This window comes from Nonomuraea fastidiosa (assembly GCF_042751225.1).
Lineage (GTDB): Bacteria > Actinomycetota > Actinomycetes > Streptosporangiales > Streptosporangiaceae > Nonomuraea > Nonomuraea fastidiosa.
Window position 1 is genome coordinate 3,766,541 of the sequence record NZ_CP170570.1, and the last position, 25,029, is coordinate 3,791,569.

Here is a 25,029-nt window from a genome sequence, read left to right on the forward strand (position 1 = left end):
AGGACCAAGGTACGGCCGGCGCGTCGCCGGCCGTACCGTCCTGGAAAGGTGACTGATGAGAAGGTTGCGCGCCCTCGAACCCCTCGTATGGGTCGGGCCCGCCATCGCGCTGATCGCCCTGGTCGTCCTCTGGCCCGTGATCGAGATGATCAGGTCGTCGTTCCTCGAGATCAGCCGTCTGGGCGTGGTACGCGGCTCCGCCGGGCTCGCGAACTACGACAAGCTCTTCGCCGAGAAGGACTTCGCGGACATCATGGTCCGCAGCGTCATCTGGGTGATCGCGGTCGTCGCGCTCACCGTGCTGGTCTCGCTCGCCCTGGCCCAGCTGTTCAACCAGCACTTCCCGCTGCGCAAGGTCGCCCGCTGGGCGCTCATCGCGCCGTGGGCCGCCTCGGTGCTGATGACCGCGATCATCTTCAAGTGGATGCTCGACCCCGAGGTCGGCGTGATCAACCAGATCCGGCTGAAACTCGGGCTGATCGACGCGATGGGCGGGGCCTCGGCCGACCAGCTCGGTGACGCCTCGACCGCCATGCCGTGGCTGATCTTCGTCGCGGTGTTCGTGTCGGTGCCGTTCACGACGTACGCGCTGCTCGCCGGCCTGGCCACCATCCCGGCCGACGTCTACGAGGCCGCCAAGATGGACGGAGCCGGGCGGCTGCGGACGTACTGGTCGATCACGCTGCCGCTGCTGCGTCCCGCGCTCACCGTGGCCACGCTGATCAACGTCATGAACGTCTTCAACAGCTTCCCGATCATCTGGGCCATGACGCACGGGCAGCCCGGCTACTCCACGGCCACCTCGACGATCTTCATGTACATCCTCAAGGGCTCCGACATCGGCGAATCCGCCGCCATGTCCGTGGTCAACTTCGGCATGGTCATCGTGCTCACCGTGATCTTCCTGCGGGTGTCGCGGTGGAACAGGGAGGTGGCGTGATGGCCGTCGAGACCGCGCCGGCCCCGGTCGAGCGGCGCTCCCAGCCCCGCACGGTACGCGGCCCGAACAGCACGCCGCGGCTCAAGACCGTCCTCATCGCGGCCACCGCGTACGTCATCGCGTTCATCTTCCTGTTCCCGTACGTGGTCATGCTGCTGACCTCGCTGCGTTCGCAGGAGTCGCTGCGCGACGTGACGTTCTGGCCAGAGGAATGGGTGTGGAGCAACCTCACCGAGTTCTGGGGCAGCGGCCTGGCCGGGAACCTGTGGGTGACGATCAAAGTGGCGGCCGGGGCGACGCTGCTCGTACTGCTGGTCGCGCTGCCCGCCGCGTACTACACGGCCCGCCACCGCTTCCGCGGCCGCACCGCGTTCCTGATCCTCGTGCTGATCACGCAGATGTTCCAGCCCACCGCCATGGTGGTCGGCATCTACCGCGAGTTCTTCCAGTTCGGGCTCGTGGACTCGATCTGGGCGCTGATCCTCGTCAACGGCGGGTTCAACCTCGCGTTCGCGGTGTGGATCCTGAACGCGTACTTCTCCTCGATCCCGCGTGAGCTGGAGGAGGCCGCGTTCATCGATGGCAACGGCCGTTTCGGCGCGCTGTTCAGGATCACGCTGCCGCTGGCCATGCCGGGCGTCATCACCGCGCTGATCTTCACGTTCATCGCCGCGTGGAACGAGTTCGTGGTCGCGCTCACGCTCACCACGACCCCCGAGAACCAGCCGCTGCCCGTGGCGCTCAACTCGTTCATCGGGCAGTACCAGGTGGACTGGCAGAACCTGTTCGCCGGTTCGGTGATCGCCACCATCCCGGTGATCATCCTGTTCGCTCTGATCGAGCGGAAGGTGGTCGGCGGCCTGACCGCCGGCTCCATCAAGTAGGCCCGATCACGTAGACCCGTCAGGCCGCCCCAGGGCACCCGAAGGGGGCGGCCTGACGCGTTTCCGCTCAGTTCTCGCTCAGCTCTTGGGCACGGGCACGCGCGCGACGCAGAACACCGTCTGGCCGAACGGCGGGCGCACGAACCGCTCGATCAGCCGCGTCATCGGCACCACCGTGCGGTCGTAGATCTTCACCAGCCGGGGGTCGGGGTAGCCGACGCCGCCCCGGCGGACCGCGACCCACCAGGCGATGCCGCCCAGGAAGTTGATCGGCTTGAGCACCTCGACGTCGAGCCCGGCCTTGGCGACCGTGGTGGCCAGCGTCTTCGGCGTGTAGCGCTGCACGTGTCCCACCTTGCGGTCGAAGTCGCCGTACAGCTGCATGTAGCCGGGCACCCAGATGACGATGCGCCCGCCCGGCAACGTGACGCGCGCCAGCGAGCGCAGCGCCTCGGCGTCGTCCTCGATGTGCTCCAAGACGTTCATCATGACGACCGTGTCGACCTTGTCCCGCAGCGGGATGTCGGTCGGCAGGCCGAACTGCAAAACCTCGACGTCGTCGCGGGCGGCGAAGCGCTTTTCGAGCTGCTCGACGCAGTAGGGGTCGAAGTCGCTGACCACGAGCCGGTCGAGCCGCGGCAGGAACTGCTCGGCGAAGTGCCCCAGGCCCGAGCCGATCTCCAGCATCGAACGCCCGACGTGCGGGGCGACCATGTCGAACTCGTACTGCCGGTAGTTCTTGGCCTCGTCCCCACCGAGGTGGTTCTCCAGGGCCTCGTCACCGGCCGCCGGTTGCACTACACGGTCATACCCAGAAGACATAATCCCGTTCCTTCAAGGGGCACATGGATTGCCAGAGTCTAATGCCCACGCCGGTCACCAGGATGACACGATCAGCGAAACTCCCTTCCCACCCCGCCCGTGATGCGGTGGAATCCGAGACGGCATGGACGACGACGAGGCGATCGCCCGTTCGCTCAAGGGAGACCTGGCCGCCTACGAGGTGCTGGTCGCCCGCTACAGCACGCTCGCCCACCGCACGGCCGCCATGCTCGGCGCGGGCGACGAGGCAGAGGACGTCGTGCAGGAGGCGTTCGTCAAGGCGTTTCGCCATCTGGCCGGCTTTCGCCCCGGCGCGCCGTTCAAACCCTGGCTGCTGCGCATCGTAGCCAATGAGACCCACAACCTCACCCGCGCCCGTGGACGCAGGAGCGACCTCGCGCTGCGGCTGACCGCCGGCGAAGATGTGCGCGCGCCCGACGACCCCGAAGGCGCCGCCGTCGCCACCGACCGCCGCACCCGGCTGCTCGCCGCCGTCCGCGCCCTGCCTGATCGGGAACGTCAGGCCGTGGTCTGCCGGTACTTCTTACAGCTGAGCGAGGCGGAGACCGCGCAGGTGCTCGACTGGCCCATCGGCACCGTCAAGTCCAGCACCCACCGGGGGCTGGCCCGGCTGAGGGAGGAGGTGGGCGATGAGCTCGCGTGACCCGCACGAGGGCGACGAGCCGTACGCACGGCCTGAGCGGCGCGAGGAGCAGGCGGAGTACGAGGCGATCGAGGCCGAGCTGCGCGCCCTCGGCGACCTCCTTGATCCCCCGGCCCCGGCGCCTGCCGACGTCGCCGCCGCCGTCCGCGCCCGCCTCACCACCCCGGCACCGGACACCTCACAAGCAGGCGGCACGGAAGACGTGCCGGAGAGGCGGCGGCGGATGAGACCGGCGCGGTGGAAAGTCGCGGCCGCCGTGGTCGTGGCGGTCGCCGCGCTGGTCGCGGCCACCCCGCAGGGGAGGGCGGCGGTGGAGCGCGTTCTGCGGTTCGCGGGGATCGAGCTGCGGGTGGGCGACGCCACGCCGCCGCCGGTCACCACGACGGCGCCGCTGCCGGGCGAGCACACGGTCGCACCCGCCGACGTGCCCCGCCTGGCGAGGACCCCGGCCGCGCTGGGCCCGCCGCGGCGGACCACGGTGAGCGACGGCGGCCGGGTCGTGTCGATGTTCTGGCCGGGCGGGATCAGGCTCGACCAGTTCGTCGGCACGATGGACCCGATCATGTTCAAGAAGCTCGGCCCGCCGTACCCGGACTTCGCCGAGGTCGGCGGGCGCACCGCGTGGTGGATCGAGGGCGAGCACCCGCTCGGCTACATCAAGCGGGATGACGGCACCGAGGTGCCGCTGCGCCAGGCCGGGCCCACCCTGATCTGGCAGCACGGCATGCTCACCCTCCGGCTTGAAGGGCTGGAGAGCAAGGAGGAGGCCGTCAGGATCGCGGAGTCACTCGGGTGAGCCGGCCAGCCAGTCGTCCACGCCCTTGAGCAGCTCCTTGCGCACCGACTCGGGTGCGGTCGAGGACCGTATGGACTGGCGGGCCAGCTCGGCCACCTCCGCGTCGGAGAACTCGTAGACCTCCCTGGCCAGCTCGTACTGGCGCAGCAGCCGCGTGCCGAACAGCAGCGGGTCGTCGGCGCCCAGCGCGATCGGCACCCCCGCGTCGAACAGCTTGCGCAGCGGCACGTCCTTGGGCTCCTCGGCGACGCCGAGCCCGACGTTCGACGTGGGGCAGATCTCGCAGCAGATCTGCCGGTCGGCGAGCCGCTGCATGAGCCGCTCGTCCTCGGCGGCGCGCACGCCGTGGCCAACCCGGTCGGCGCCCAGGTCGTCCACGCACTGCGCGACGCTGCGCGGCCCCATCAGCTCGCCGCCGTGGGGCACCGACAGCAGCCCGGCACGCTTGGCGATGCGGAAGGCCCGTTCGAACTCGCGCGCCTGGCCGCGCCGCTCGTCGTTGGACAGGCCGAAGCCGACGACGTTCTTGCCGGCGTACTGGGAGGCCAGGCGGGCCAGGGTGTTCGCGTCGAGCGGGTGCCGGGTGCGGTTGGCGGCCACGATCACCGCGATGCCGATGCCGGTGTGCGCGGCCGCCTGATCCACCGCGTCCAGCATCAGCTCGAGCGTGGCCGTCAGCCCGCCGAAGCGCTGCGCGTAGCCCGACGGGTCCACCTGGATCTCCAGCCACTGGCAGCCCGCCGCCACCTCGTCCTCGGCGGTCTCGCGCAGCAGCCGGTAGACGTGTTCCGGTTTGGTCAGCACGGATCTGGCGATGTCGTAGAGCCGCTGGAACCTGAACCAGCCCCGCTCGTCGGTGGCCCGCAGCTTGGGCGGCCAGTCCTGCTCCAGCGCGTCGGGGAGATGCATCCCTTGCTCCCTGGCCAGCTCGATGAGCGTGGCGTGCCGCATCGAACCGGTGAAGTGCAGGTGCAAGTGGGCCTTGGGAAGCGCGTGCAGAGGCCGTGGCATTGGCATATCTTGCCACCGGTGCGAGTGTGGGGGAGCAAAGAATCCAGGTCGAGCGGCCGGCCGGACGCGGTCTGTGACGCAGGTCGTTCCGTACGCCCGCCGTCGCGGCGCGAACTGCGACAAGCCGGGCGCGGAGCGCTGGCGCCCGTACGCTCGCCGTCGCGGCGCGACCTGGGACAAGCCGGGCGCGGAGCGCTGGCGGCGCTCTCCTTCGCGGCGGCCGCGCTGGCCATTTACGCGATCTTCTCGTCGGGGTTCGGACGCGTTCCGCGCGCCGCGATACGTGCCCCCGAGCCCCTGCCCGTCCCCGCGCCCCTCCCAGCCACGACTCCGCCCGCAGCGGGCTCCGTGGCGGTTCCAGGGCCCGCTGAGACGGTCGCGGTCGTCTCCGAGCGGCTGTGGCTCACGTACCTGCCCGGCGGCCTGGTACGGACCGGCGGCGACGGCGGCACCGCGCGGTTCGCCTCGGCGGCCGGCGGGTTCGTCGAGGCCCGCGTGACGCGGGGCGCGGCGGCTCTGGACTGGGCGCGGTTCCGCGGCGGGATCGCGGTACGTGACGCCCGCCCCACCGCCGTGCGCGGCAGGCCCGCGGTGGCCGGCAGGCACCCGCAGGGCGGCCGGATGATCGCCTGGCTGGAACGTCCGGATACGGGCGTGTCGATCCGGGTCAGCGAGTCGCTGGGCGGCGAGCTGCTCGCTCTTGCCGCCTCCATCAGGGCTGCTGTAGGAGACTAAAGACCTTTACCCCGGTTTACTCCGGTCATCGGTCATGTCAAGGGGGGTGTGGATGCGGCGGCCGGCTGCGGTGCTCGTCATGCTCGCGCTGGTGTCATGCGGCGTCGGCGGCGCTCCTCCCGTGGCGTCGCCGACCACCACTTCGCCCGCGCCCAAACCGGCGCTCACCGGCAAGTACGGCACCGTGCTCTCCTGCGACGGCCCCGGCATACGGCTGCCGGAGTCGCCGGCGGGGCTCAGCCCTGCGGGCACGTTCAGCCGCCTCGACTCGCTGCGCCGCCCGCTCAAGGTGCGCGGCCGCATCTGGAGCGACAACGACGAGCGGCTGTACGTCGGCGTGGTCTGCGGCCCGCGCACGGCCGAGCAGTTCGTCACGCTCGTCGCGAAGGCCACGCTCACCCTGTACGGCGGCAAGCCCGCCCTGCGCTGGACCACGCGGACGGGCGTGCGCTGCTTCATGTGGCTGGAGAGGCCGGGCACCGCCGTCTACATCGGCGCCACACCCGGCCTCAGCGGCGAGATCAAGCCCGTCGCCGCCGACATCACGGCGGGCTGACCCCTCGGCACGCGCTTTTCTGAGCGCGCCGCCCCCTGGAGGCTCTTCGGGGTGCGTCGCCTCCTGGAGGCTCTTCCGGGTGCGTCGCCTCTTGGAAGCTCTTCCGGGTGCGTGGCCCCTGGGGCTCGTCGGCCTCAGCGGGCCTCGGCGAGCAGCTTGCCGAGGCGGCTGACGCCCTCGACGAGGTCGGAGTCGCCCAGCGCGTACGACAGCCGGAAGTAGCCCGGCGTGCCGAACGCCTCACCCGGCACCACCGCCACCTCGGCCTCCTCCAGGATCACCTCGGCCAGCTCGCTCGACGACTGCGGCCGCCGCCCGCGCAGCTCCTTGCCGATCAGCTCCTTGACCGAGGGATATGCGTAGAACGCCCCCTTAGGTTCCGGGCACAACACGCCCGGGATCTCGTTGAGCATCTTGACCATCGTCTGCCGCCGCCGGTCGAAGGCCGCCCGCATCTCCGCCACCGCCGAAAGGTCGCCGGAGACCGCCGCGAGCGCCGCCATCTGGGCCACGTTGGAGACGTTCGAGGTGGCGTGCGACTGCAGGTTGGTGGCCGCCTTGACGACGTCGGACGGCCCGATCAGCCAGCCGACCCGCCAGCCCGTCATCGCGTACGTCTTGGCCACGCCGTTGAGGATCACGACCTGGTCGCCCAGCTCGGGCACGGCCGTGGCGATGCTGGTGAACTCGGCGTCGCCGTACACGAGGTGCTCGTAGATCTCGTCGGTGACCACCCACAGCCCGTGCTCGGCCGCCCAGCGCCCGATCTCCACCGTCTGCTCGCGCGAGTAGACCGCGCCCGTCGGGTTGGACGGCGAGACGAACAGCAGCACCTTCGTACGCTCGGTGCGCGCCGCCTCCAGCTGCTCGACGGTCGCGAGGTAGCCGGTGGACTCGTCGGTCACGACGTCGACCTGGACGCCGCCCGCCAGCTTGATCGCCTCGGGGTAGGTCGTCCAGTAGGGGGCGACGACCAGCACCTCGTCACCCGGGTCGAGCAGCGTCGCGAACGCCTCGTAGACCGCCTGCTTGCCGCCGTTGGTGACCAGCACCTGCGAGGGCTCGACGGAGTAGCCGGAGTCGCGGCGCGTCTTCTCGGCGATCGCCTTCTTCAGCTCCGGCAGGCCGCCGGCCGGCGTGTACTTGTGAAAGCGCGGATCGCGGGCCGCCTCCACCGCGGCCTCGACGATGTAGCCGGGCGTCGGGAAGTCGGGCTCGCCCGCGCCGAAGCCGATGACGGGCCGCCCGGCCGCCTTCATCGCCTTCGCCTTGGCGTCCACGGCGAGCGTGGCGGACTCGGAAATCGCGGAAATTCTCGCGGAGATGCGGGGTCGGGTGGACATGCGTCCATGGTCCCACGGGGCCGCCACACGCGCGTGACCTGGGGGATCAGGTTTTGGTTCGACGTGACGGGCAATGACCCGTATGCTTTCGCCTGGTCCTTCCGCCGCATGTCGGCGAGCGGTTCGGTCCAGGCAGTGAGTCGATCAGGGTAGTCTGGTCTACGACATAGGGCACTGGCGCAATTGGTAGCGCACCGGTCTCCAAAACCGGCGGTTGGGGGTTCGAGTCCCTCGTGCCCTGCGAGTGCGGTCCGCGCAATAATGGCGTGTAAGAGCGCGCCGCAAAACTGCGTTGGATACGACTGATCAGGTGAGGACTGTGGCGATCGACACGCGCGGCGAGACCGCAGACAAGCCGAGCGGCGAGAAGAAGACCCGCACCACCCCTGCCCTCTTCTACCGGCAGGTCGTCAACGAGCTTCGTAAGGTCATCTGGCCGACTCGTAAGGATCTCGTCACCTACACCACGGTCGTTCTGGTTTTCGTTCTGATCATGGTCGCGATCGTGTACGGGCTCGACAGCGCCCTAGGATGGGCGGTCCTCCGCGTTTTCGGCGGATCCTGACCGAAGACTTCGCCGGTGATCGCCTGACGGAGTCGCCATTCGAAACCACGAAAGAGGAAGAGTCACCGTGTCCGAGTCTTCAGTTCCGGCCGGCGAGTCCCGCGAAGAGTGGGACGGCGAGCTGGAAGAGGCCACCGAGGAGTCCGCTGCGGCGGCGTCCGAGGAGGCCGAGGTCGAGGAGAGCGACGAGGCGGCTGACGAAGAGGCCGCCGCCGTCGAGGACGGTTCGGTTCTTCCCGACGTCGACCCCGTTGAGGAGTTCAAGGAGTCGCTGCGCGGGCTGCCCGGCGAGTGGTACGTCATCCACTCCTACGCCGGCTACGAGAACCGCGTGAAGTCCAACATCGAGAGCCGCAACGTGTCGCTCAACATGGAGGACTACATCTACCAGGTCGAGGTGCCCACGCACACCGTCCAGGAGTTCAAGAGCGGCAAGAAGGTCCCGGTCAAGGAGCGCGTGCTGCCCGGCTACGTCCTGGTGCGCATGGAGCTCACCGACGAGTCCTGGGCCGCCGTCCGCAACACGCCCGGCGTGACCGGCTTCGTGGGCCTGTCCAACAAGCCGAGCCCGCTGAGCCTCGACGAGGTCGCCAAGTTGCTGGCGCCCGAGCCGACCGAGGAGACGAAGAAGGCCACCACCAAGGCCGCCGCCGGCCCGGCCGTCGAGTTCGAGATCGGCGAGTCCGTCACCGTCATGGACGGCCCGTTCGCCACGCTGCCCGCCTCGGTGAGCGAGATCAGCCCCGAGCAGCAGAAGCTCAAGGTGCTCGTGTCGATCTTCGGCCGCGAGACTCCTGTGGAGCTCTCGTTCAACCAGGTCTCGAAGATCTGAGACCATCACATACACTTAGACGTTCGGCCGGCCGCCTCTCGCGAAGGGCGGCCGCCGACATGTCAGGGGCGCAACCGCGACTCTGACGGCATCGCAATCAGGACCCGGAGAAGGACACATGCCTCCGAAGAAGAAAATCGCCGCACTGGTGAAGGTCCAGCTCCCCGCTGGCCAGGCCACCCCGGCGCCGCCGGTGGGTACCGCCCTCGGTCCTCACGGCGTCAACATCATGGACTTCGTCAAGCAGTACAACGCCGCGACGGAGTCCCAGCGGGGCAACATCATCCCCGTTGAGATCACGATCTTCGAGGACCGCAGCTTCACCTTCATCACGAAGACGCCGCCGGCCTCGAGCTGATCAAGAAGGCCCTGGGCATCGACAAGGGCAGCTCCGTGCCGCACCGCGACAAGGTGGGCAAGCTCACCCGCGAGCAGCTGCGCAGCATCGCCGAGACCAAGATGCCCGACCTCAACGCCAACGACATCGAGGCGGCCGAGAAGATCATCGCCGGCACCGCCCGGTCGATGGGCATCACGATCGCCGAGTAAGACCTTCCCCAGACATCGTGGGAGGGCCGTTGAGACACGGCCCGCGCACCACTAGGAGTAAGAAATGAAGCGCAGCAAGGCGCACAAGGACGCGGCCGCCAAAATCGACCGCGACAAGCTCTACACGCCCGCCGAGGCCGCGAAGCTCGCCAAGGAGACGTCGACCACGAAGTTCGACGCCACCGTCGAGGTCGCGCTCCGGCTGGGTGTCGACCCTCGTAAGGCCGACCAGATCGTGCGCGGCACGGTCAACCTCCCGCACGGCACCGGTAAGACCGCCCGGGTCCTGGTCTTCGCGACCGGTGACCGTGCCGAGGCGGCCCGCGAGGCCGGCGCCGACATCGTCGGCGCCGACGAGCTGATCGACGAGATCTCCAAGGGCAACCGCCTCAACGAGTTCGACGCCGTCGTGGCCACGCCTGACCTCATGGGCAAGGTCGGCCGCCTCGGTCGCGTGCTCGGCCCGCGTGGTCTCATGCCCAACCCCAAGACCGGCACCGTGACGCCCGACGTCGCCAAGGCCGTGTCCGACATCAAGGGCGGCAAGATCGAGTTCCGCACCGACCGGCAGGCCAACCTGCACTTCATCATCGGCAAGACGTCGTTCGGCGAGCGCCAGCTCGTGGAGAACTACGCCGCCGCCCTCGATGAGGTGCTGCGTCTCAAGCCGTCGGCGGCCAAGGGCCGTTACCTGAAGAAGGTCACCTTCTCCACCACGATGGGGCCGGGCGTTCCCGTCGACCCCAACATCACGCGCGGCATCACGGCCGAGCTGGAGAGCTGAGCCTCCGCTTTTCCCTGCGCCCCCGTCCGAGCCTCTCGGGCGGGGGCGCTTGCGTTTCCGTACAGGTTCTCGCAGGCGGTCGCGGGGCATATGCCGTAGGTGAAGAGAGGCCCTGAGTCCGGCGTACCCGAGGACAAGGGCGCTGAGCTGCCTCTTCGGAGGATTGTGCGGAAAGTGTGCAGAGGATGTGAGGGATAACCCTGGGTTTTCCCCTATTTGCCGGGGGAAGCCGCCATATCGGGAAAGATAAACGTAGGGTCAAGAACATGCTGAAGCGCACGATGAGTATGACCGCGGCCGGGGCCGCACTGGTGATGGCCGCGGTCGCCGGTTGTGGATCGAACGCCCAGCCCATCCAGGTCAACCTGGCCGCGTCCGAGGTGCTCACCCTGGCCGCGCAGAAGACCGCGGAGGTCACGAGCTACACGGTCGACGCCGTGGTGAACCTGACGCACCCCCAGGAGGGCAGCGGCACGGTCCAGGGCCGCATGCTCTACCAGAGCAAGCCGCAGCTCGCCGCCGACGTCACCCTCGACACCGTGAACTTCGGGCAGCGCAGCGTGCCCGGCGGTGTCCGCGCCGTGCTGCAGGGCGACACCGTCTATGTGAAGGTCGAGGCGCTCAAGGAGCTCGTGGGCGCCACCAAGCCGTGGATCAAGGTCCCGCTCAAGGAGGCGGACGGCGGCTCCGGCGAGGTCAACGAGCTGCTCTCCCGTATCCAGCAGTTCGACCTCGGCAACATGACCCAGCTCGTCACGGCCTCGCAGGACGTCAAGGCCGCCGGCAACGAGACCGTCAACGGCGAGGACACCACCCACTACACCGGCACGTTCCCGGTGGACGCCGCCGTCCAGCAGCTTCCCGCCGACGAGCAGGAGCAGGCCCGCGACCACCTGGCCGAGCTGAAGGACGTCAAGTTCGACATCTGGGTGGCGGCCGACGGCCTGCCCCGCAAGCTCGCCATGAACGGCGCCAAGGACGGCGCGAGCCTCGATGCGACCCTGTTCTTCAAGGGCTTCAACGAGCCCGTGAGCATCCAGGCGCCGCCCGCCGACCAGATCGGCGAGCTGCCGAAGGACACCACCAACTGAGAGCGATTTGGAAACTCGGCGGCCAGCACGTACTCTGGTCGGTGCCGAAGACCGCCGGTCGTCGTCAGGTGCCTAAATCTGGCGACCGAAGGATCCACGTCATGTGGACGGCCCGCGCAGGTGTGTGATGCGAGTTTCCCACATGGTCGATCCGTGTGCGTGAGCCCCGTGCGCCCTGCGCCGGGGCTGTTCTCATGTCGGGGGCCTTCGCCGGTGGCACATCTGGAAGGAGGCCCATGGCGAGGGCGGATAAGGCGACAGCGGTTGCCGAGCTCAAGCGCGAGTTCGAGGGCAGCGCCGCCGCCGTTCTGACCGAGTACCGCGGTCTCACCGTCGCGCAGCTCAAGGAACTGCGCACCACTCTCGGTGAGAATGCGAAGTTCGCCGTGGCGAAGAACACCCTGACCAAGATTGCGGCCAACGAGGCCGGCGTGTCGGGCCTCGACAGCCTGCTCACCGGTCCGACCGCGATCGCTTTCGTCAACGGCGACGTTGTCGAGGCGGCCAAGGGTCTGCGTGACTTCGCCAAGGCCAATCCCCTCCTGGTGATCAAGGGTGGCGTTCTCGAGGGCAAGACGCTCGACGCCAACGAGATCACCAAGCTTGCCGATCTCGAATCCCGCGAGGTTCTCCTCGCGAAGCTTGCCGGTGCCTTGAAGGCCAAGCAGAGCGCCGCTGCCGCGATGTTCGCCGCTCTGCCCACGCAGATGGCTCAGCTGGCCGAGGCCCTGCGCGCCAAGCGCGAAGAGGCGGGCGAGTAGCACGGGGGTTGCCGCAGTACACCGCGGTCCCGTTACCAGTTTTCAAGCAGTTCCTAGCGTAAGGAAACCATCATGGCGAAGCTCAGCACCGACGAGCTGCTCGACGCTTTCAAGGAGATGACCCTCCTCGAGCTGTCCGAGTTCGTGAAGGTCTTCGAGGAGACCTTCGACGTCAAGGCCGCCGCCCCGGTCGCGGTCGCCGCTGCCGCTCCGGCTGCCGGCGCCGCCGGCGGTGAGGCCGCCGCCGCCGAGGAGCAGGACGAGTTCGAGGTCATCCTCGAGGCCGCCGGCGACAAGAAGATCCAGGTCATCAAGGAGATCCGCGCCCTGACGTCCCTGGGCCTCAAGGAGGCCAAGGACCTGGTCGACGGCGCTCCGAAGCCGGTCTTCGACGGCAAGGTCAACAAGGAGCAGGCGGAGAAGGCCAAGGCTGCCCTCGAGGGCGCCGGCGCCACCGTGACCGTGAAGTAACTTCCCCTTCGCTTCACGCACAGCTCAACGAGAAGAGGCGGACACACCCTGGTGCCGGGTGTGCCGCCTCTTTTCGCGTTTCCGGGGTGTTTCAGGTGTGGTCGGCCAGGCCGGGGCGGTTTTCCGCGTACCGGTGTGCGCCGGGCCAGGCCCCTGTCGTTTTCGGTGCGGTGGCGCGGGCGGATCAGGCCGCGGCTGCGCGTACCTGGGCGATGGCGGTGGCGTCCATGTAGTCCCTGGTGTGGACGATGCGGCCGTTCGTCCCACCTGCACGGCGTCGCCTGACCGGCCCGGCCGTGGCCTCGACGGCGCGGCTTCGCGTGATCGGCCCGGCCGTGGCCCTCACGGCGCGGCATCGCCTGGCCGGGGCTCACGGGATCGCCTGGCCTCCGGCCGCGCCTCCTGGCGCTCCTGGCGCCCCAGGCCAGCGAGGAGCCCTCAGGCCATCGCAAAGCCCGCAGGTCACCCCACAAGCCGCCCGAGGGCTCTGAGAGCCTCCTGGAGCCCTCTCAGGGCCTCCTGGTGGCATTTGCGGGGAATAGGCATGCCCTGACCGTTTCATCCCCGAGAGCGGGCTCTCCTTCATCTCCGAGAGCGGGGTCTCCGCGGTCACCAACCGCCTCTGTCGTTTGGAGGGATTCGGCGGCGGGTGTCGCGTTATGATCCGGCAGCGGCCGGCCGGGAGGGGAGTGAGCAGGTGGCAGGACTCGGTGCTCGGCCCGCCCGGATCCTCATCGCGGCGCTCAGCGGGGTGCTGGCGGTCCTGGTCGGCACGGGCGTGTGGATCGCGGCCCAGGCGCGCGACGAGCAGGGCAGGGCGGGCGACAGGCGGGCGGTGCTCATCGCGGCGGGCGAGCACGCCAAGAACCTCATGTCGCTCGATCACAAGAGCGTGGACGCCGACCTGCGCCGCATACTCGACACCTCCACGGGCGAGGCGCACGAGGAGTACGAGACCAACGCCGCCAAGCTCAAGACCACCACGGTCGAGAACAAGGTGGTCCAGCAGGGCGTGCTGCGCGCGACCGGCATGGTCTCGATGACCGCGACGACGGCGCGGGTGCTGGTGGTCGCCGACGTGGAGATCCGCTGGGAGGGCTCGCGCAGCAAGCCTCAGGAGCGCTATTACCGCTGGCAGATGGACCTGACGAAGACCGGCGGGCGGTGGCTGGTGTCGAAGGTGGTGCAGGTGCCGTGAGGATCTTCGCGATCGTGCTGCTCAGCCTGCTCGTGGCCGTGGGCGCGGTGCTCGTGCCGACGATGTGGTTCAACCTGCGCGACGTGCGCGACGCCGAGGCCTCCGCCGTCGCGGCCGTGGCCGCGGCCAAGAAGCTCGCGCCCGACCTGCTCTCGTACGACTACCGCACGGTCGAGGAGGACCTGGCGCGCGCCGGCACGTTCACCACGGGCGAGCTGACCGAGCACTACAAGGAACTGGCCAAGACCCTCGTCTCCCGGGCGAAAGAGCAGAAGATCGTCCAGAACGTCTCCGTGGCGGCGGCCGGTGTCGAGCGCGCCGAACCCGGCAGGGTAGAGGTTCTGCTGTTCGTGAACACTGGTACGGTCAAGGAGATCCCCGGCAAAGAAGGGCTCCAGCAAGAGTTCACCCAGAACCGGGCGAGGTTCGTCATGGTCCGGCAAGATTCGCGCTGGCTGGTGGCGGGCCTGTCCACGCTGCTGGGCACCGCCTGAGGTCGTGGAGATCACCGGCGCGCCGCTATCTTCAATTGTTACCAAAATTCAGGTTTAGCGCAGCCTTTGGCGGGGGTACCTCAGTCACAGCAACACCGGTTGTCGGCATGGGTTCGCCTCCCGGTGTGACGGAGCGTTAGCCGCCCCCGTTCGCGGGTATCGTCTTGGGCCTGGCGGTAGGCGATCAGTCACGCAGGGGAGAAAACCCAGCGTCCGGGCCCTGAGTCGGCTGAAAGTCGGGTTCGCGGGCTTGACGTTTCCGCCTGAACGGGCGATGCTGCGACCAACGTGGAGCATGCAGCGAGGGCGAAGTGGACAGGCGTGTGCCGTTCGGCTACACTGCCCCTTTGCGCTGCCCTTTGACGACCCGCGATGCTTGCTCACGTTGCGAGGTTGTCTGGCGTGCGTGTAGTCAGTCCGCCGCGAGCCCTCGGAAGGACATCTGTTGGCAGCCTCGCGCAACGCCTCCGCCGTACCCGCCGGTCCCCGTCGCGTCTCTTTCGCGCGCATCCAGGAGCCCCTCGAGGTTCCTGACCTCCTTGCTCTGCAGACCGAGTCCTTCGACTGGCTGCTCGGCAACGAGAAGTGGAAAGCCCGGGTAGAGGCGGCTCGTCAGGCCGGGCGCAAGGACGTCCCGACCCAGTCGGGTCTCGAAGAGATCTTCGAAGAGATCAGTCCTATCGAGGACTTCTCGGGGACCATGTCCTTGTCGTTCCGTGACCACCGGTTCGAGCCGCCGAAGTACTCCGTAGATGAGTGCAAAGAGAAGGACATGACCTTCTCCGCCCCGATGTTCGTCACGGCGGAGTTCATCAATAACACCACCGGTGAGATCAAGAGCCAGACGGTGTTCATGGGCGACTTCCCGCTCATGACGCCCAAGGGCACCTTCATCATCAACGGCACCGAGCGTGTCGTGGTGTCCCAGCTCGTCCGTTCGCCCGGTGTCTACTTCGAGCGGACCGTCGACAAGACGTCCGACAAGGACCTCTACGGCTGCAAGGTCATCCCGTCGCGGGGTGCGTGGCTGGAGTTCGAGATCGACAAGCGCGACAGCGTCGGTGTGCGCATCGACCGCAAGCGCAAGCAGGCCGTCACCGTGCTTCTCAAGGCTCTGGGATGGACCAACGAGCAGATCCTCGAGCGCTTCGGCCAGTACGAGTCGATGCGGGCCACCCTGGAGAAGGACCACACGGCCGGTCAGGACGACGCGCTGCTCGACATCTACCGCAAGCTGCGGCCGGGTGAGCCGCCGACCAAGGAGTCGGCGCAGACCCTGCTCGAAAACCTGTACTTCAACCCGAAGCGCTACGACCTGGCCAAGGTCGGCCGCTACAAGATCAACAAGAAGCTGGGCGTCGACGCCGACATCACCCAGGGCACGCTGACCGAGGACGACATCGTCGCCACGATCGAGTACATCGTGCGCCTGCACGCCGGCGAGGAGTCGATGCCGGGCGCCAACGGCGACGTTCTGGTCGAGATCGACGACATCGACCACTTCGGCAACCGCCGCCTGCGCAGCGTCGGCGAGCTGATCCAGAACCAGGTCCGCCTGGGTCTCGCCCGCATGGAGCGGGTCGTGCGCGAGCGCATGACCACCCAGGACGTCGAGGCGATCACGCCGCAGACCCTGATCAACATCCGCCCCGTGGTGGCCTCGATCAAGGAGTTCTTCGGCACCTCGCAGCTGTCGCAGTTCATGGACCAGACCAACCCGCTGGCCGGTCTGACGCACAAGCGGCGTCTGTCCGCGCTGGGCCCCGGTGGTCTGTCGCGTGAGCGGGCGGGCTTCGAGGTCCGTGACGTGCACCCGTCCCACTACGGCCGGATGTGCCCGATCGAGACCCCTGAAGGCCCCAACATCGGCCTCATCGGCTCGCTGGCCTCCTACGGCCGGATCAACGCCTTCGGTTTCGTCGAGACGCCGTATCGCAAGGTCGTCGACGGCAAGGTGACCGACCAGATCGACTACCTCACCGCCGACGAGGAGGACCGTTACGTCAAGGCGCAGGCCAACACGGCGCTCAACCCCGACGGCTCGTTCGCCGAGGCCCGCGTCCTGGTCCGCACCAAGGGCGGTGAGACCGAGCTGGCCCGCGCCGAGGAGGTCGACTACATCGACGTCTCGCCGCGCCAGATGGTGTCGGTGGCCACCGCGATGATCCCGTTCCTCGAGCACGACGACGCCAACCGCGCGCTCATGGGCTCCAACATGCAGCGCCAGTCGGTGCCGCTGCTCAAGAGCGAGGCGCCGCTGGTCGGCACCGGCATGGAATACCGTGCCGCGACCGACGCGGGCGACGTCATCAGCGCGGAGAAGGCCGGCGTGGTCGAGGAGGTCTCGGCCGACTACATCACGGTCATGAACGACGACGGCACGCGGACGACGTACCGCGTGGCGAAGTTCAAGCGCTCCAACCAGGGCACGAGCTTCAACCAGAAGCCGATCGTCTCCGAGGGCGACCGGGTCGAGGTCAACCAGGTCATCGCCGACGGTCCCTGCACCGACCAGGGCGAGATGGCGCTGGGCAAGAACCTCCTGGTGGCGTTCATGCCGTGGGAGGGCCACAACTACGAGGACGCGATCATCCTGTCCCAGCGGCTGGTGCAGGACGACGTGCTCTCCTCGATCCACATCGAGGAGCACGAGGTCGACGCCCGCGACACCAAGCTGGGCCCTGAGGAGATCACCCGCGACATCCCCAACGTCTCCGAGGAGGTGCTGGCCGACCTCGACGAGCGCGGCATCATCCGCATCGGCGCCGAGGTCGTGCCCGGTGACATCCTGGTCGGCAAGGTCACCCCGAAGGGTGAGACCGAGCTGACCCCGGAGGAGCGGCTGCTGCGCGCGATCTTCGGTGAGAAGGCCCGCGAGGTGCGCGACACCTCCCTGAAGGTGCCGCACGGCGAGCAGGGCAAGGTCATCGCAGTCCGCGTGTTCTCCCGCGAGGAGGGCGACGAGCTGCCGCCCGGTGTCAACGAGCTGGTGCGCGTCTACGTCGCGCAGAAGCGCAAGATCACCGACGGTGACAAGCTGGCCGGCCGTCACGGCAACAAGGGCGTCATCTCCAAGATCCTTCCGGTCGAGGACATGCCGTTCCTGGAGGACGGCACCCCGGTCGACATCATCCTCAACCCGCTGGGCGTTCCCGGCCGAATGAACGTCGGTCAGGTCCTGGAGACACATCTGGGCTGGATCGCCGCCAGAGGCTGGGACATCTCCGGAGTCCAGGAGGCGTGGGCCGAGCGCCTGCGCGAGAAGGGCTTCGAGAAGGTCGAGCCGCGCACCAACGTGGCCACGCCGGTGTTCGACGGCGCCCACGAGGAGGAGATCGTCGGCCTGCTCAAGAACACCATCCCCAACCGCGACGGCCAGCGCATGGTCGAGCCGACGGGTAAGGCGCAGCTGTTCGACGGGCGTTCCGGCGAGCCGTTCCCCTACCCGATCGCGGTGGGCTACATCTACATCCTGAAGCTGCTGCACCTGGTGGACGACAAGATCCACGCGCGGTCCACCGGCCCCTACTCGATGATCACGCAGCAGCCGCTGGGCGGTAAGGCCCAGTTCGGCGGCCAGCGGTTCGGAGAGATGGAGGTGTGGGCCCTTGAGGCCTACGGCGCCGCGTACGCTCTGCAGGAGCTGCTGACCATCAAGTCCGACGACGTTCTCGGCCGAGTCAAGGTCTACGAGGCCATCGTCAAGGGCGAGAACATCCCCGAGCCGGGCATCCCCGAGTCCTTCAAGGTCCTCATCAAGGAGATGCAGTCGCTGTGCCTGAATGTCGAGGTGCTCTCCAGCGACGGCATGTCCATCGAGATGCGCGACACCGACGAGGACGTCTTCCGCGCGGCGGAAGAGCTCGGTATCGATCTGTCCCGGCGTGAGCCGAGCAGCGTGGAAGAAGTCTGAGGGGGAGATCGCACAAATGCTGGACGTCAACTTCTTCGACGAGCTTCGGATCGGGCTGGCGACGGCCGACGATATCCGTCAGTGGTCGCACGGCGAGGTCAAGAAGCCGGAGACCATCAACTACCGCACCCTCAAGCCGGAGAAGGACGGGCTCTTCTGCGAGAAGATCTTCGGTCCGACCCGCGACTGGGAATGCTACTGCGGTAAGTACAAGCGGGTCCGGTTCAAGGGCATCATCTGTGAGCGCTGCGGTGTCGAGGTGACCCGAGCCAAGGTGCGTCGTGAGCGGATGGGCCACATCGAGCTGGCCGCCCCGGTCACGCACATCTGGTACTTCAAGGGTGTGCCGTCGCGCCTCGGTTACCTGCTCGACCTGGCTCCGAAGGACCTGGAGAAGGTCATCTACTTCGCGGCGTACATGATCACGCATGTCGACACCGAGATGCGTGAGCGTGACCTGCCCTCGCTGGAGGCGAAGATCTCCGTCGAGCGGCAGCACATCGAGCAGCGCCGCGACGCCGACATCGAGGCCAGGCAGAAGAAGCTCGAGGCCGACCTGGCCGAGCTCGAGGCCGCCGGCGCCAAGGGCGACCAGCGGCGCAAGGTCCGCGAGGGCGCCGAGCGCGAGATGCGCCAGATCCGCGACCGTGCCCAGCGCGAGCTGGACCGGCTCGAGGAGGTCTGGAACCGCTTCAAGAACCTCAAGGTCCAGGACCTCGAGGGCGACGAGCTGCTCTACCGCGAGATGCGCGACCGCTTCGGCCGCTACTTCAAGGGCGGCATGGGCGCGCAGGCGATCCAGGACCGCCTGATCAACTTCGACCTCGAGGCCGAGGCCGAGAGCCTGCGCGAGACCATCCGCAGCGGCAAGGGCCAGAAGAAGGCCCGCGCGCTCAAGCGGCTCAAGGTCGTGTCGGCGTTCCTCAACACGACCAACTCGCCGCGCGGCATGGTGCTCGACTGCATCCCGGTCATCCCGCCGGACCTGCGCCCGATGGTGCAGCTCGACGGTGGCCGGTTCGCGACCTCCGACCTCAACGACCTGTACCGCCGGGTCATCAACCGGAACAACCGCCTCAAGCGTCTGCTCGACCTCGGCGCGCCCGAGATCATCGTGAACAACGAGAAGCGGATGCTGCAGGAGGCCGTCGACGCGCTGTTCGACAACGGCCGCCGCGGTCGCCCGGTCACCGGTCCCGGCAACCGGCCGCTGAAGTCCCTCAGCGACATGCTGAAGGGTAAGCAGGGTCGCTTCCGCCAGAACCTCCTGGGCAAGCGAGTCGACTACTCCGGCCGTTCGGTCATCGTCGTCGGTCCGCAGCTCAAGCTGCACCAGTGCGGTCTGCCCAAGCAGATGGCGCTGGAGCTGTTCAAGCCGTTCGTGATGAAGAGGCTGGTCGACCTCAACCACGCCCAGAACATCAAGTCGGCCAAGCGGATGGTCGAGCGTGCCCGCCCCGTGGTGTGGGACGTGCTCGAAGAGGTCATCACCGAGCACCCGGTCCTGCTCAACCGCGCGCCCACGCTCCACCGTCTGGGCATCCAGGCGTTCGAGCCGCAGCTCGTCGAGGGTAAGGCCATCCAGATCCACCCGCTCGTCTGCACCGCGTTCAACGCGGACTTCGACGGCGACCAGATGGCGGTGCACCTGCCGCTGTCGGCTGAGGCCCAGGCCGAGGCGCGCATCCTGATGCTCTCGACCAACAACATCCTCAAGCCGGCCGACGGCAAGCCCGTCACCATGCCCACCCAGGACATGGTGATCGGCCTCTACTGGCTGACCACCATGAAGGAGGGCGCGAAGGGCGAGGGCCGCGTGTTCGGCTCGATCGCCGAGGCGCAGATGGCCTTCGACCGTCGTGAGCTGGACATCCAGGCGAAGATCCAGATTCGCCTCAAGGACGTCCTGCCGCCGCGCGACTGGGTGGCCCCCGAGGGCTGGGAGCCGGGCGACCCGATCCGGCTGGAGACCACGTTCGGGCGGTGCCTGTTCAACCAGACGCTGCCGGACAGCTACCCCTTCGTCGACTTCCAGGTCGGCAAGAAGCAGCTGTCGCAGATCGTGAACGAGCTGGCGGAGACCTACCCCAAGATCGAGGTGGCCGCTTCGCTCGACGCGCTCAAGGACGCCGGCTTCCGCTGGGCGACCCGCTCCGGTGTCACGATCTCGATCGAGGACGTCGTCGCGCCCCCGAACAAGACCGAGATCATGGAGAACTACGAGCGCCGGGCCGACAAGGTCCAGCGCGAGTACGAGCGTGGTCTGATCACCGACGAGGAGCGCCGCCAGGAGCTCATCGAGATCTGGACCCACGCCACGGCCGACGTCGAGACCGACATGGTCAACGCCTTCCCGGCGACCAACCCGGTCTGGATGATGGTCAACTCCGGCGCCCGTGGTAACAAGATGCAGGTCCGGCAGATCGCCGGTATCCGCGGCCTGGTGTCCAACACCAAGGGTGAGACGATCCCGCGGCCGATCAAGGCCTCGTTCCGCGAGGGCCTGTCGGTGCTGGAGTACTTCATCTCCACCCACGGTCAGCGGAAGGGTCTCGCCGACACCGCTCTGCGTACCGCCGACTCGGGTTACCTGACCCGTCGTCTGGTCGACGTCGCCCAGGACGTCATCGTGCGCGAGGTCGACTGCGGCACCGACCGCGCGGTCCCGCTCAACGTGGCCGAGCGCGACGCCGCGGGCAACCTGGTCAAGGCGGAGAACGCCGAGTCCAACGTGCACGGCCGCATCCTGGCCGAGGACGTCGTGGTCGACGGCAAGGTCATCGTCCCGGCGGGTGTCGACATCAACGACAGCCACGTGACGAAGCTGGTGGAGGCGGGCGTCGAGACCGTCCGCACCCGCAGCGCGCTCGTCTGCGAGGCCAAGATCGGTGTCTGCGCCAAGTGCTACGGCCGCTCGCTGGCCACCGGCAAGCTGGTGGACGTCGGTGAGGCCGTCGGCATCATCGCCGCCCAGTCCATCGGTGAGCCCGGTACGCAGCTGACGATGCGTACCTTCCACACCGGTGGTGTGGCCGGTGCCGACATCACCCACGGTCTGCCGCGTGTCACGGAGCTCTTCGAGGCCCGCATCCCCAAGGGTGTCGCCCCGATCTCCGAGGCCGAGGGCCGCGTCAGGATCGACGAGACCGACAAGACCAGGAAGGTCGTGATCATCCCCGACGACGGGTCGGAGGAGGTCGCCTACCCGGTGTCGATGCGCTCGCGCCTGCTCGTTCAGGAGGGCCAGCACGTCAAGGTCGGCCAGCAGCTGGTCGCCGGTGCGGTCAACCCGAACGAGGTGCTGCGCATCCTCGGTCCGCGCGCCGTGCAGCTGCACCTGGTGGCGGAGGTCCAGCAGGTCTACCGCTCGCAGGGTGTGTCGATCCACGACAAGCACATCGAGATCATCGTGCGGCAGATGCTCAAGCGCGTGAACGTGCTGGAGTCCGGTGACACCGACCTGCTGCCCGGCGAGCTCGTCGAGCGGCCGCGGTTCGAGCAGATCAACCGCGAGACCGTGGCCGAGGGCGGCCAGCCGGCCGCCGGTCGCCCGGTGCTCATGGGCATCACGAAGGCGTCGCTGGCCACCGAGTCCTGGCTGTCGGCGGCCTCCTTCCAGGAGACGACCAGGGTGCTGACGGACGCGGCGATCCACGCCAAGTCCGACTCGCTGCTGGGCCTGAAGGAGAACGTCATCATCGGTAAGCTCATCCCGGCCGGTACCGGCATGCCGCAGTACCGCAACATCCGGGTCGAGCCGACCGAGGAGGCCAAGGCCGCGATGTACACCGTCGGTGGCTACGACGGCTCGGCCGCCGACTACACCTTCGGCACCGGCAGCGGCGAGGCCGTGCCGCTGGAGGAGTACGACTTCGGTCAGTACAACCGGTAAGCGGCTGACATAGCCAAGAGCGACGCGCCCGGGTCCCCCGAAAGAGGGGCCCGGGCGCGCTGCTGTTTCAGCTTCGTGATGTCCGGCGTGTGTCGGGTCCGTGTGGTGATGCCCGGCCTGGGCTGAGTGCGTCGCGACGTGTGGCCGGGCCGGGCCCGGCGCCGCGCTGTGGCGGCGGCCGGGCGGTGCGGACGGCGGGCTCAGGCCCGGGTCGGCTCCAGGTGGATGACCTCGCCGGCCGTGGTGTCCGGGGTGTCGATCCAGTTGAGCGCGATGAAGACCCGGGCGAGGTCGTCGGGGTGGATGCGGATGCCGGTGCGGTCCACGATGACCCGGCCGTGGCTGTTCATGCGTTCCAGGTACGCCATGACCTCCGGCTGTTCGCAGGCGGTGCGCAGGGGGACGCCGGTGCGCTCCTGGTAGAGGCGGGCGTCCATGCCCTCCACCGTGGTCAGCGCCTGGGACAGGAAGTGCAGCGTGAGCTGCGGCGCGTCCGCGGGCGCGTTGACGTCGAAGGCCAGCGGGTTGGCGTTGTAATGGGCCAGCTTGCCCTTCTGGTAGCTGAGGTAGCGGCGGCCGATCAGGGAGTTGGCACCCGAGCCGAAGCCGATCCAGTCCATGCGGAGCTGGTAGTACGCCTCGTCCGACTGGCAGCGGGGCGCGCCGAAGTAGGACATGGCGTACTCGGGGAAGCCCGCGTCCTCCAGCAGCTCCTTGGTGATGGCGTACGCCTGGAGCTGCTGGTTGAGGTCGAGCTTGGCGCCCCTGTGGACCTGCTTGCGCAGCACCGTGCCAGGGCTCGCCCGGTACGGGTAGATCGAGAAGTGGTTGATGGGCAGGGCCAGGGCCCTGCGTACGGACTCGGCGACCTCGTCTCCGGTCTGGCCGGGGAAGCCGACGATCAGGTCGATGTTGATGTTGGTGAAGCCGGCGTCGCGGGCGTTCTCGACGGCGGCCACGGCCTGGGCGGCGGCGTGGGCGCGGCCCAGGCGGCGCAGGCGCGTGTCGTCGAACGACTGGACGCCGATGCTGATCCGGTTGAAGCCCAGCTCGCGGAGCAGGCGCAGCTTGCCGGGGTCGAGGGACTCCGGGCTGCCCTCGATCGTCGCCTCCTTGACCGTACTGAGGTCGAACTCCGCCGACAGCGTGCCGTACAGGGACTCGATCTCCTGAGGGCCGAGGATGCTCGCCGTACCGCCGCCCCAGTAGACGATCTCGGGGTGATAGTGCTCTCTCAGCGCGGGCGCCTGCACGCGGATCTGGGTCCTGATGGCCTCCAGGTACGCCACCCGCCCCGGGCTCTGCTCGTTCAGCCGCAGGTCGCGTACGGGGACCTGGACCACCCAGTCGCAGAAGTGGCACTTGGAGTTGCAGAACGGGACGTTGGCGTAGATGAGCAGGGGCTTGGTCATGAGGAACCTCTCACGTGCATCTCCCTGACGCCGAAGATCTGGCTTTCGTAGAAGGCGAGCTTGGCCGGTCGCAGCTCGGTGAAGCGCCCGAGCAGCCGCTCCAGCGCGATGCGGCCCTCCAGGCGGCCGAGCTGGGCGCCCAGGCAGAAGTGCACGCCGTGGCCGAAGGCGAGCTGGCCGGTGAGCCGCCGGTCCAGGTCGAACAGCTCGGGGTCGGTGAACTGGCGCTCGTCGTGGTTGGCCGACAGCAGCCAGGCCATGACGAACCTGTTGGCCGGGATCGTCTCGCCGGCCAGCTCCACGTCCTGCGTGGTCACCCGGCCCGCCTGCATGAACGGCGAGCGCAGGCGCATGCTCTCCTCCAGCGCCTTGGGTACGAGCGACGTGTCGGCCCTGACCCGGCGCTCGGCCTCGGGGGCCTCGGCCAGGCAGAGCACGGTGTTGCCGATCAGCACGGTGCTCGTGACGTGCCCGGCCAGGAGGAGCAGGCTCGCGGTGTTGACCACCTGCTCCTCCTCCAGCCGCTCGCCGTCCACCTCGGCGTGGACCAGGCGGCTCAGCAGGTCGTCCCGGGGGCGGGTGCGGCGCTCGGCGCAGTGCGCGCGCAGGTAGGCGTTCATCTCCGCCATGGCCTCGGCCACCCGCCGGGCGAGCGAGGGGTCGGTGAAGTCGGGCACCTGCAGCGACATGAGCCGGTCCGACCAGGTGCGGAACAGGTCGCGGTCACCCGGCGGGATGCCGAGCAGCTCGGCGATGACGATGACCGGCAGGGGGTAGGCCAGGTGCTCGACCAGGTCGAAGTCCGGGCCCGGGAGGGCGTCGAGCAGCTCGTCGGCGATCGCGGCGATGCGCGGCTCCAGCGCCGCGATGGAGGCGGGCGTGAAGGCGGCGGTGATCAGCCGGCGCTGGTGGCGGTGCTCAGGCGGGTCGATCATCGTGATGCCGCCCTGCCCGAACGGCTGCTGCCCCATGAGCCTGGTGCGGTCGGAGGAGAACCGCTCGTGGTCCGCCAGGACGGCACGGACGTCGTCGTAGCGGAACACGTGATACATCCCGTACGAGTCCCGCCAGACGGGATGTTCGTCCCGCATCGTGCGTAACCAAGCGAAGAGCGTGGTACCGCCGTCGGCGGACGAAGGCGGCCCGGCGGGGAGCCCTGCCTGGGGCCCCGCCAGGGCAGGCGCGGGCGGTCCGGCGGGTGGTCCGGCGGCCGGTCCTGCGGGCGGTCCGGCGGGTGGTCCGGCGGGTGGTCCGGCAGGGGGCCTCGCTGGAGCGGGCGAGGGCGGCATGGCGGGAAGATCCGCTGGAGCGGGCGA

At 68.4% G+C, this 25,029-nt stretch carries 22 protein-coding genes, 1 tRNA gene and 1 pseudogene; 18 read left to right on the forward strand and 6 right to left on the reverse strand.

The annotated features are described in order from the left end of the window. The first annotated feature begins 55 nt into the window (after positions 1-55). Positions 56-940, forward strand: coding sequence for a sugar ABC transporter permease (locus ACFMQL_RS17460; RefSeq protein ID WP_364068731.1), 885 nt, complete (start codon positions 56-58; stop codon positions 938-940). Further along, positions 940-1,824, forward strand: a complete 885-nt coding sequence (locus ACFMQL_RS17465; RefSeq protein ID WP_364068729.1) for a carbohydrate ABC transporter permease — start codon at positions 940-942, stop codon at positions 1,822-1,824. Before ACFMQL_RS17460 ends, ACFMQL_RS17465 begins: the two co-directional genes overlap by 1 nt. A gap of 78 nt (positions 1,825-1,902) precedes the next feature. On the opposite strand, the gene ACFMQL_RS17470 is transcribed toward ACFMQL_RS17465, so the two are convergent. After that, positions 1,903-2,646 carry a methyltransferase domain-containing protein gene (locus ACFMQL_RS17470; protein ID WP_364068727.1) on the reverse strand — a complete coding sequence of 248 codons (744 nt, stop codon included), beginning with the start codon at positions 2,644-2,646 and terminating at the stop codon, positions 1,903-1,905. Between the two features lie 124 nt (positions 2,647-2,770). Here ACFMQL_RS17470 and ACFMQL_RS17475 point away from each other — a divergent pair, with 124 nt between their 5' ends. Then, positions 2,771-3,310 (forward strand): RNA polymerase sigma factor, encoded by a 540-nt coding sequence (locus ACFMQL_RS17475; RefSeq protein WP_364068725.1) that lies wholly within the window; start codon positions 2,771-2,773, stop codon positions 3,308-3,310. Further along, positions 3,297-4,106 (forward strand): hypothetical protein, encoded by an 810-nt coding sequence (locus tag ACFMQL_RS17480; RefSeq protein WP_364068723.1) that lies wholly within the window; start codon positions 3,297-3,299, stop codon positions 4,104-4,106. The genes ACFMQL_RS17475 and ACFMQL_RS17480 overlap by 14 nt, the downstream gene beginning before the upstream one ends. Here ACFMQL_RS17480 and ACFMQL_RS17485 read toward each other — a convergent pair. Continuing rightward, positions 4,095-5,117 carry an adenosine deaminase gene (locus ACFMQL_RS17485; RefSeq protein ID WP_364068721.1) on the reverse strand — a complete coding sequence of 341 codons (1,023 nt, stop codon included), beginning with the start codon at positions 5,115-5,117 and terminating at the stop codon, positions 4,095-4,097. The genes ACFMQL_RS17480 and ACFMQL_RS17485 overlap by 12 nt on opposite strands. 348 nt (positions 5,118-5,465) lie before the next feature. On the opposite strand from ACFMQL_RS17485, the gene ACFMQL_RS17490 reads away from it, so the two are divergent. After that, positions 5,466-5,852, forward strand: a complete 387-nt coding sequence (locus ACFMQL_RS17490) for a hypothetical protein (RefSeq protein ID WP_378786087.1) — start codon at positions 5,466-5,468, stop codon at positions 5,850-5,852. A 52-nt stretch (positions 5,853-5,904) separates the two neighbouring features. Beyond that, positions 5,905-6,408 carry a hypothetical protein gene (locus tag ACFMQL_RS17495; RefSeq protein ID WP_378786088.1) on the forward strand — a complete coding sequence of 168 codons (504 nt, stop codon included), beginning with the start codon at positions 5,905-5,907 and terminating at the stop codon, positions 6,406-6,408. Positions 6,409-6,542: 134 nt separating this feature from the next. On the opposite strand, the gene ACFMQL_RS17500 is transcribed toward ACFMQL_RS17495, so the two are convergent. After that, positions 6,543-7,751, reverse strand: a complete 1,209-nt coding sequence (locus ACFMQL_RS17500; protein ID WP_378786089.1) for a pyridoxal phosphate-dependent aminotransferase — start codon at positions 7,749-7,751, stop codon at positions 6,543-6,545. Positions 7,752-7,919: 168 nt separating this feature from the next. Between ACFMQL_RS17500 and ACFMQL_RS17505 the strand changes: the two genes are divergently transcribed. The 8 genes and pseudogenes from ACFMQL_RS17505 (at position 7,920) to rplL (ending at position 12,804) form a co-directional block, all read left to right on the forward strand. Continuing rightward, a tRNA-Trp gene (locus ACFMQL_RS17505) sits at positions 7,920-7,992 on the forward strand. A gap of 78 nt (positions 7,993-8,070) precedes the next feature. Beyond that, positions 8,071-8,316 carry a preprotein translocase subunit SecE gene (secE, locus tag ACFMQL_RS17510; protein ID WP_364068713.1) on the forward strand — a complete coding sequence of 82 codons (246 nt, stop codon included), beginning with the start codon at positions 8,071-8,073 and terminating at the stop codon, positions 8,314-8,316. 67 nt (positions 8,317-8,383) lie between these two features. Then, a complete protein-coding gene (gene nusG / locus ACFMQL_RS17515; protein ID WP_364068711.1) occupies positions 8,384-9,148 on the forward strand; it encodes a transcription termination/antitermination protein NusG in 765 nt (254 codons plus the stop codon). Between the two features lie 118 nt (positions 9,149-9,266). After that, positions 9,267-9,697: pseudogene (gene rplK / locus ACFMQL_RS17520) on the forward strand (50S ribosomal protein L11). A gap of 64 nt (positions 9,698-9,761) precedes the next feature. Further along, positions 9,762-10,481 carry a 50S ribosomal protein L1 gene (gene rplA / locus ACFMQL_RS17525; protein ID WP_364068707.1) on the forward strand — a complete coding sequence of 240 codons (720 nt, stop codon included), beginning with the start codon at positions 9,762-9,764 and terminating at the stop codon, positions 10,479-10,481. A gap of 266 nt (positions 10,482-10,747) precedes the next feature. Continuing rightward, positions 10,748-11,572: an LppX_LprAFG lipoprotein gene (locus ACFMQL_RS17530; protein WP_364068705.1), complete on the forward strand. Its 825-nt coding sequence runs from the start codon at positions 10,748-10,750 to the stop codon at positions 11,570-11,572. A gap of 236 nt (positions 11,573-11,808) precedes the next feature. Further along, entirely contained in the window at positions 11,809-12,333 is a 525-nt protein-coding gene (rplJ, locus tag ACFMQL_RS17535; protein ID WP_364068703.1) for a 50S ribosomal protein L10, read from the forward strand. Positions 12,334-12,405: 72 nt separating this feature from the next. Continuing rightward, on the forward strand, positions 12,406-12,804 hold the full coding sequence (gene rplL / locus ACFMQL_RS17540) for a 50S ribosomal protein L7/L12 (protein WP_364068701.1): 399 nt from the start codon (positions 12,406-12,408) through the stop codon (positions 12,802-12,804). A 184-nt stretch (positions 12,805-12,988) separates the two neighbouring features. On the opposite strand, the gene ACFMQL_RS17545 is transcribed toward rplL, so the two are convergent. Beyond that, on the reverse strand, positions 12,989-13,150 hold the full coding sequence (locus ACFMQL_RS17545) for a hypothetical protein (protein WP_378786090.1): 162 nt from the start codon (positions 13,148-13,150) through the stop codon (positions 12,989-12,991). A 351-nt stretch (positions 13,151-13,501) separates the two neighbouring features. Between ACFMQL_RS17545 and ACFMQL_RS17550 the strand changes: the two genes are divergently transcribed. The 4 genes from ACFMQL_RS17550 (at position 13,502) to ACFMQL_RS17565 (ending at position 22,301) form a co-directional block, all read left to right on the forward strand. Beyond that, positions 13,502-14,002 (forward strand): hypothetical protein, encoded by a 501-nt coding sequence (locus ACFMQL_RS17550; RefSeq protein ID WP_378786091.1) that lies wholly within the window; start codon positions 13,502-13,504, stop codon positions 14,000-14,002. Further along, positions 13,999-14,496, forward strand: coding sequence for a hypothetical protein (locus tag ACFMQL_RS17555; protein ID WP_378786092.1), 498 nt, complete (start codon positions 13,999-14,001; stop codon positions 14,494-14,496). Before ACFMQL_RS17550 ends, ACFMQL_RS17555 begins: the two co-directional genes overlap by 4 nt. Before the next feature lie 445 nt (positions 14,497-14,941). Continuing rightward, on the forward strand, positions 14,942-18,409 hold the full coding sequence (rpoB, locus tag ACFMQL_RS17560) for a DNA-directed RNA polymerase subunit beta (RefSeq protein ID WP_364068693.1): 3,468 nt from the start codon (positions 14,942-14,944) through the stop codon (positions 18,407-18,409). Positions 18,410-18,425: 16 nt separating this feature from the next. Next, the gene (locus tag ACFMQL_RS17565; protein WP_364068691.1) at positions 18,426-22,301 is read left to right on the forward strand and encodes a DNA-directed RNA polymerase subunit beta'; all 3,876 of its coding nucleotides are present in this window, start codon (positions 18,426-18,428) and stop codon (positions 22,299-22,301) included. A 200-nt stretch (positions 22,302-22,501) separates the two neighbouring features. Here ACFMQL_RS17565 and ACFMQL_RS17570 read toward each other — a convergent pair whose 3' ends face one another. Both ACFMQL_RS17570 and ACFMQL_RS17575 read right to left on the reverse strand, forming a co-directional pair. Beyond that, positions 22,502-23,713: a coproporphyrinogen-III oxidase family protein gene (locus ACFMQL_RS17570; RefSeq protein ID WP_378786093.1), complete on the reverse strand. Its 1,212-nt coding sequence runs from the start codon at positions 23,711-23,713 to the stop codon at positions 22,502-22,504. Next, positions 23,710-24,804: a cytochrome P450 gene (locus tag ACFMQL_RS17575; protein ID WP_378786094.1), complete on the reverse strand. Its 1,095-nt coding sequence runs from the start codon at positions 24,802-24,804 to the stop codon at positions 23,710-23,712. Before ACFMQL_RS17575 ends, ACFMQL_RS17570 begins: the two co-directional genes overlap by 4 nt. Positions 24,805-25,029: the final 225 nt, after the last annotated feature.

What these genes read in the sequence shown, in the direction of transcription:
- ACFMQL_RS17500 (WP_378786089.1), bottom strand. Translation starts at nt 7,751, where the DNA reads ATGTCCACCCGACCCCGCATCTCCGCGAGAATTTCCGCGATTTCCGAG.
- ACFMQL_RS17565 (WP_364068691.1), top strand. Translation starts at nt 18,426, where the DNA reads ATGCTGGACGTCAACTTCTTCGACGAGCTTCGGATCGGGCTGGCGACG.
- ACFMQL_RS17570 (WP_378786093.1), bottom strand. Translation starts at nt 23,713, where the DNA reads ATGACCAAGCCCCTGCTCATCTACGCCAACGTCCCGTTCTGCAACTCC.
- ACFMQL_RS17475 (WP_364068725.1), top strand. Translation starts at nt 2,771, where the DNA reads ATGGACGACGACGAGGCGATCGCCCGTTCGCTCAAGGGAGACCTGGCC.
- rplL (WP_364068701.1), top strand. Translation starts at nt 12,406, where the DNA reads ATGGCGAAGCTCAGCACCGACGAGCTGCTCGACGCTTTCAAGGAGATG.
- ACFMQL_RS17460 (WP_364068731.1), top strand. Translation starts at nt 56, where the DNA reads ATGAGAAGGTTGCGCGCCCTCGAACCCCTCGTATGGGTCGGGCCCGCC.
- rplJ (WP_364068703.1), top strand. Translation starts at nt 11,809, where the DNA reads ATGGCGAGGGCGGATAAGGCGACAGCGGTTGCCGAGCTCAAGCGCGAG.
- ACFMQL_RS17495 (WP_378786088.1), top strand. Translation starts at nt 5,905, where the DNA reads ATGCGGCGGCCGGCTGCGGTGCTCGTCATGCTCGCGCTGGTGTCATGC.
- ACFMQL_RS17485 (WP_364068721.1), bottom strand. Translation starts at nt 5,117, where the DNA reads ATGCCACGGCCTCTGCACGCGCTTCCCAAGGCCCACTTGCACCTGCAC.
- ACFMQL_RS17530 (WP_364068705.1), top strand. Translation starts at nt 10,748, where the DNA reads ATGCTGAAGCGCACGATGAGTATGACCGCGGCCGGGGCCGCACTGGTG.
- ACFMQL_RS17470 (WP_364068727.1), bottom strand. Translation starts at nt 2,646, where the DNA reads ATGTCTTCTGGGTATGACCGTGTAGTGCAACCGGCGGCCGGTGACGAG.
- ACFMQL_RS17480 (WP_364068723.1), top strand. Translation starts at nt 3,297, where the DNA reads ATGAGCTCGCGTGACCCGCACGAGGGCGACGAGCCGTACGCACGGCCT.
- rplA (WP_364068707.1), top strand. Translation starts at nt 9,762, where the DNA reads ATGAAGCGCAGCAAGGCGCACAAGGACGCGGCCGCCAAAATCGACCGC.
- ACFMQL_RS17465 (WP_364068729.1), top strand. Translation starts at nt 940, where the DNA reads ATGGCCGTCGAGACCGCGCCGGCCCCGGTCGAGCGGCGCTCCCAGCCC.
- ACFMQL_RS17575 (WP_378786094.1), bottom strand. Translation starts at nt 24,804, where the DNA reads ATGCGGGACGAACATCCCGTCTGGCGGGACTCGTACGGGATGTATCAC.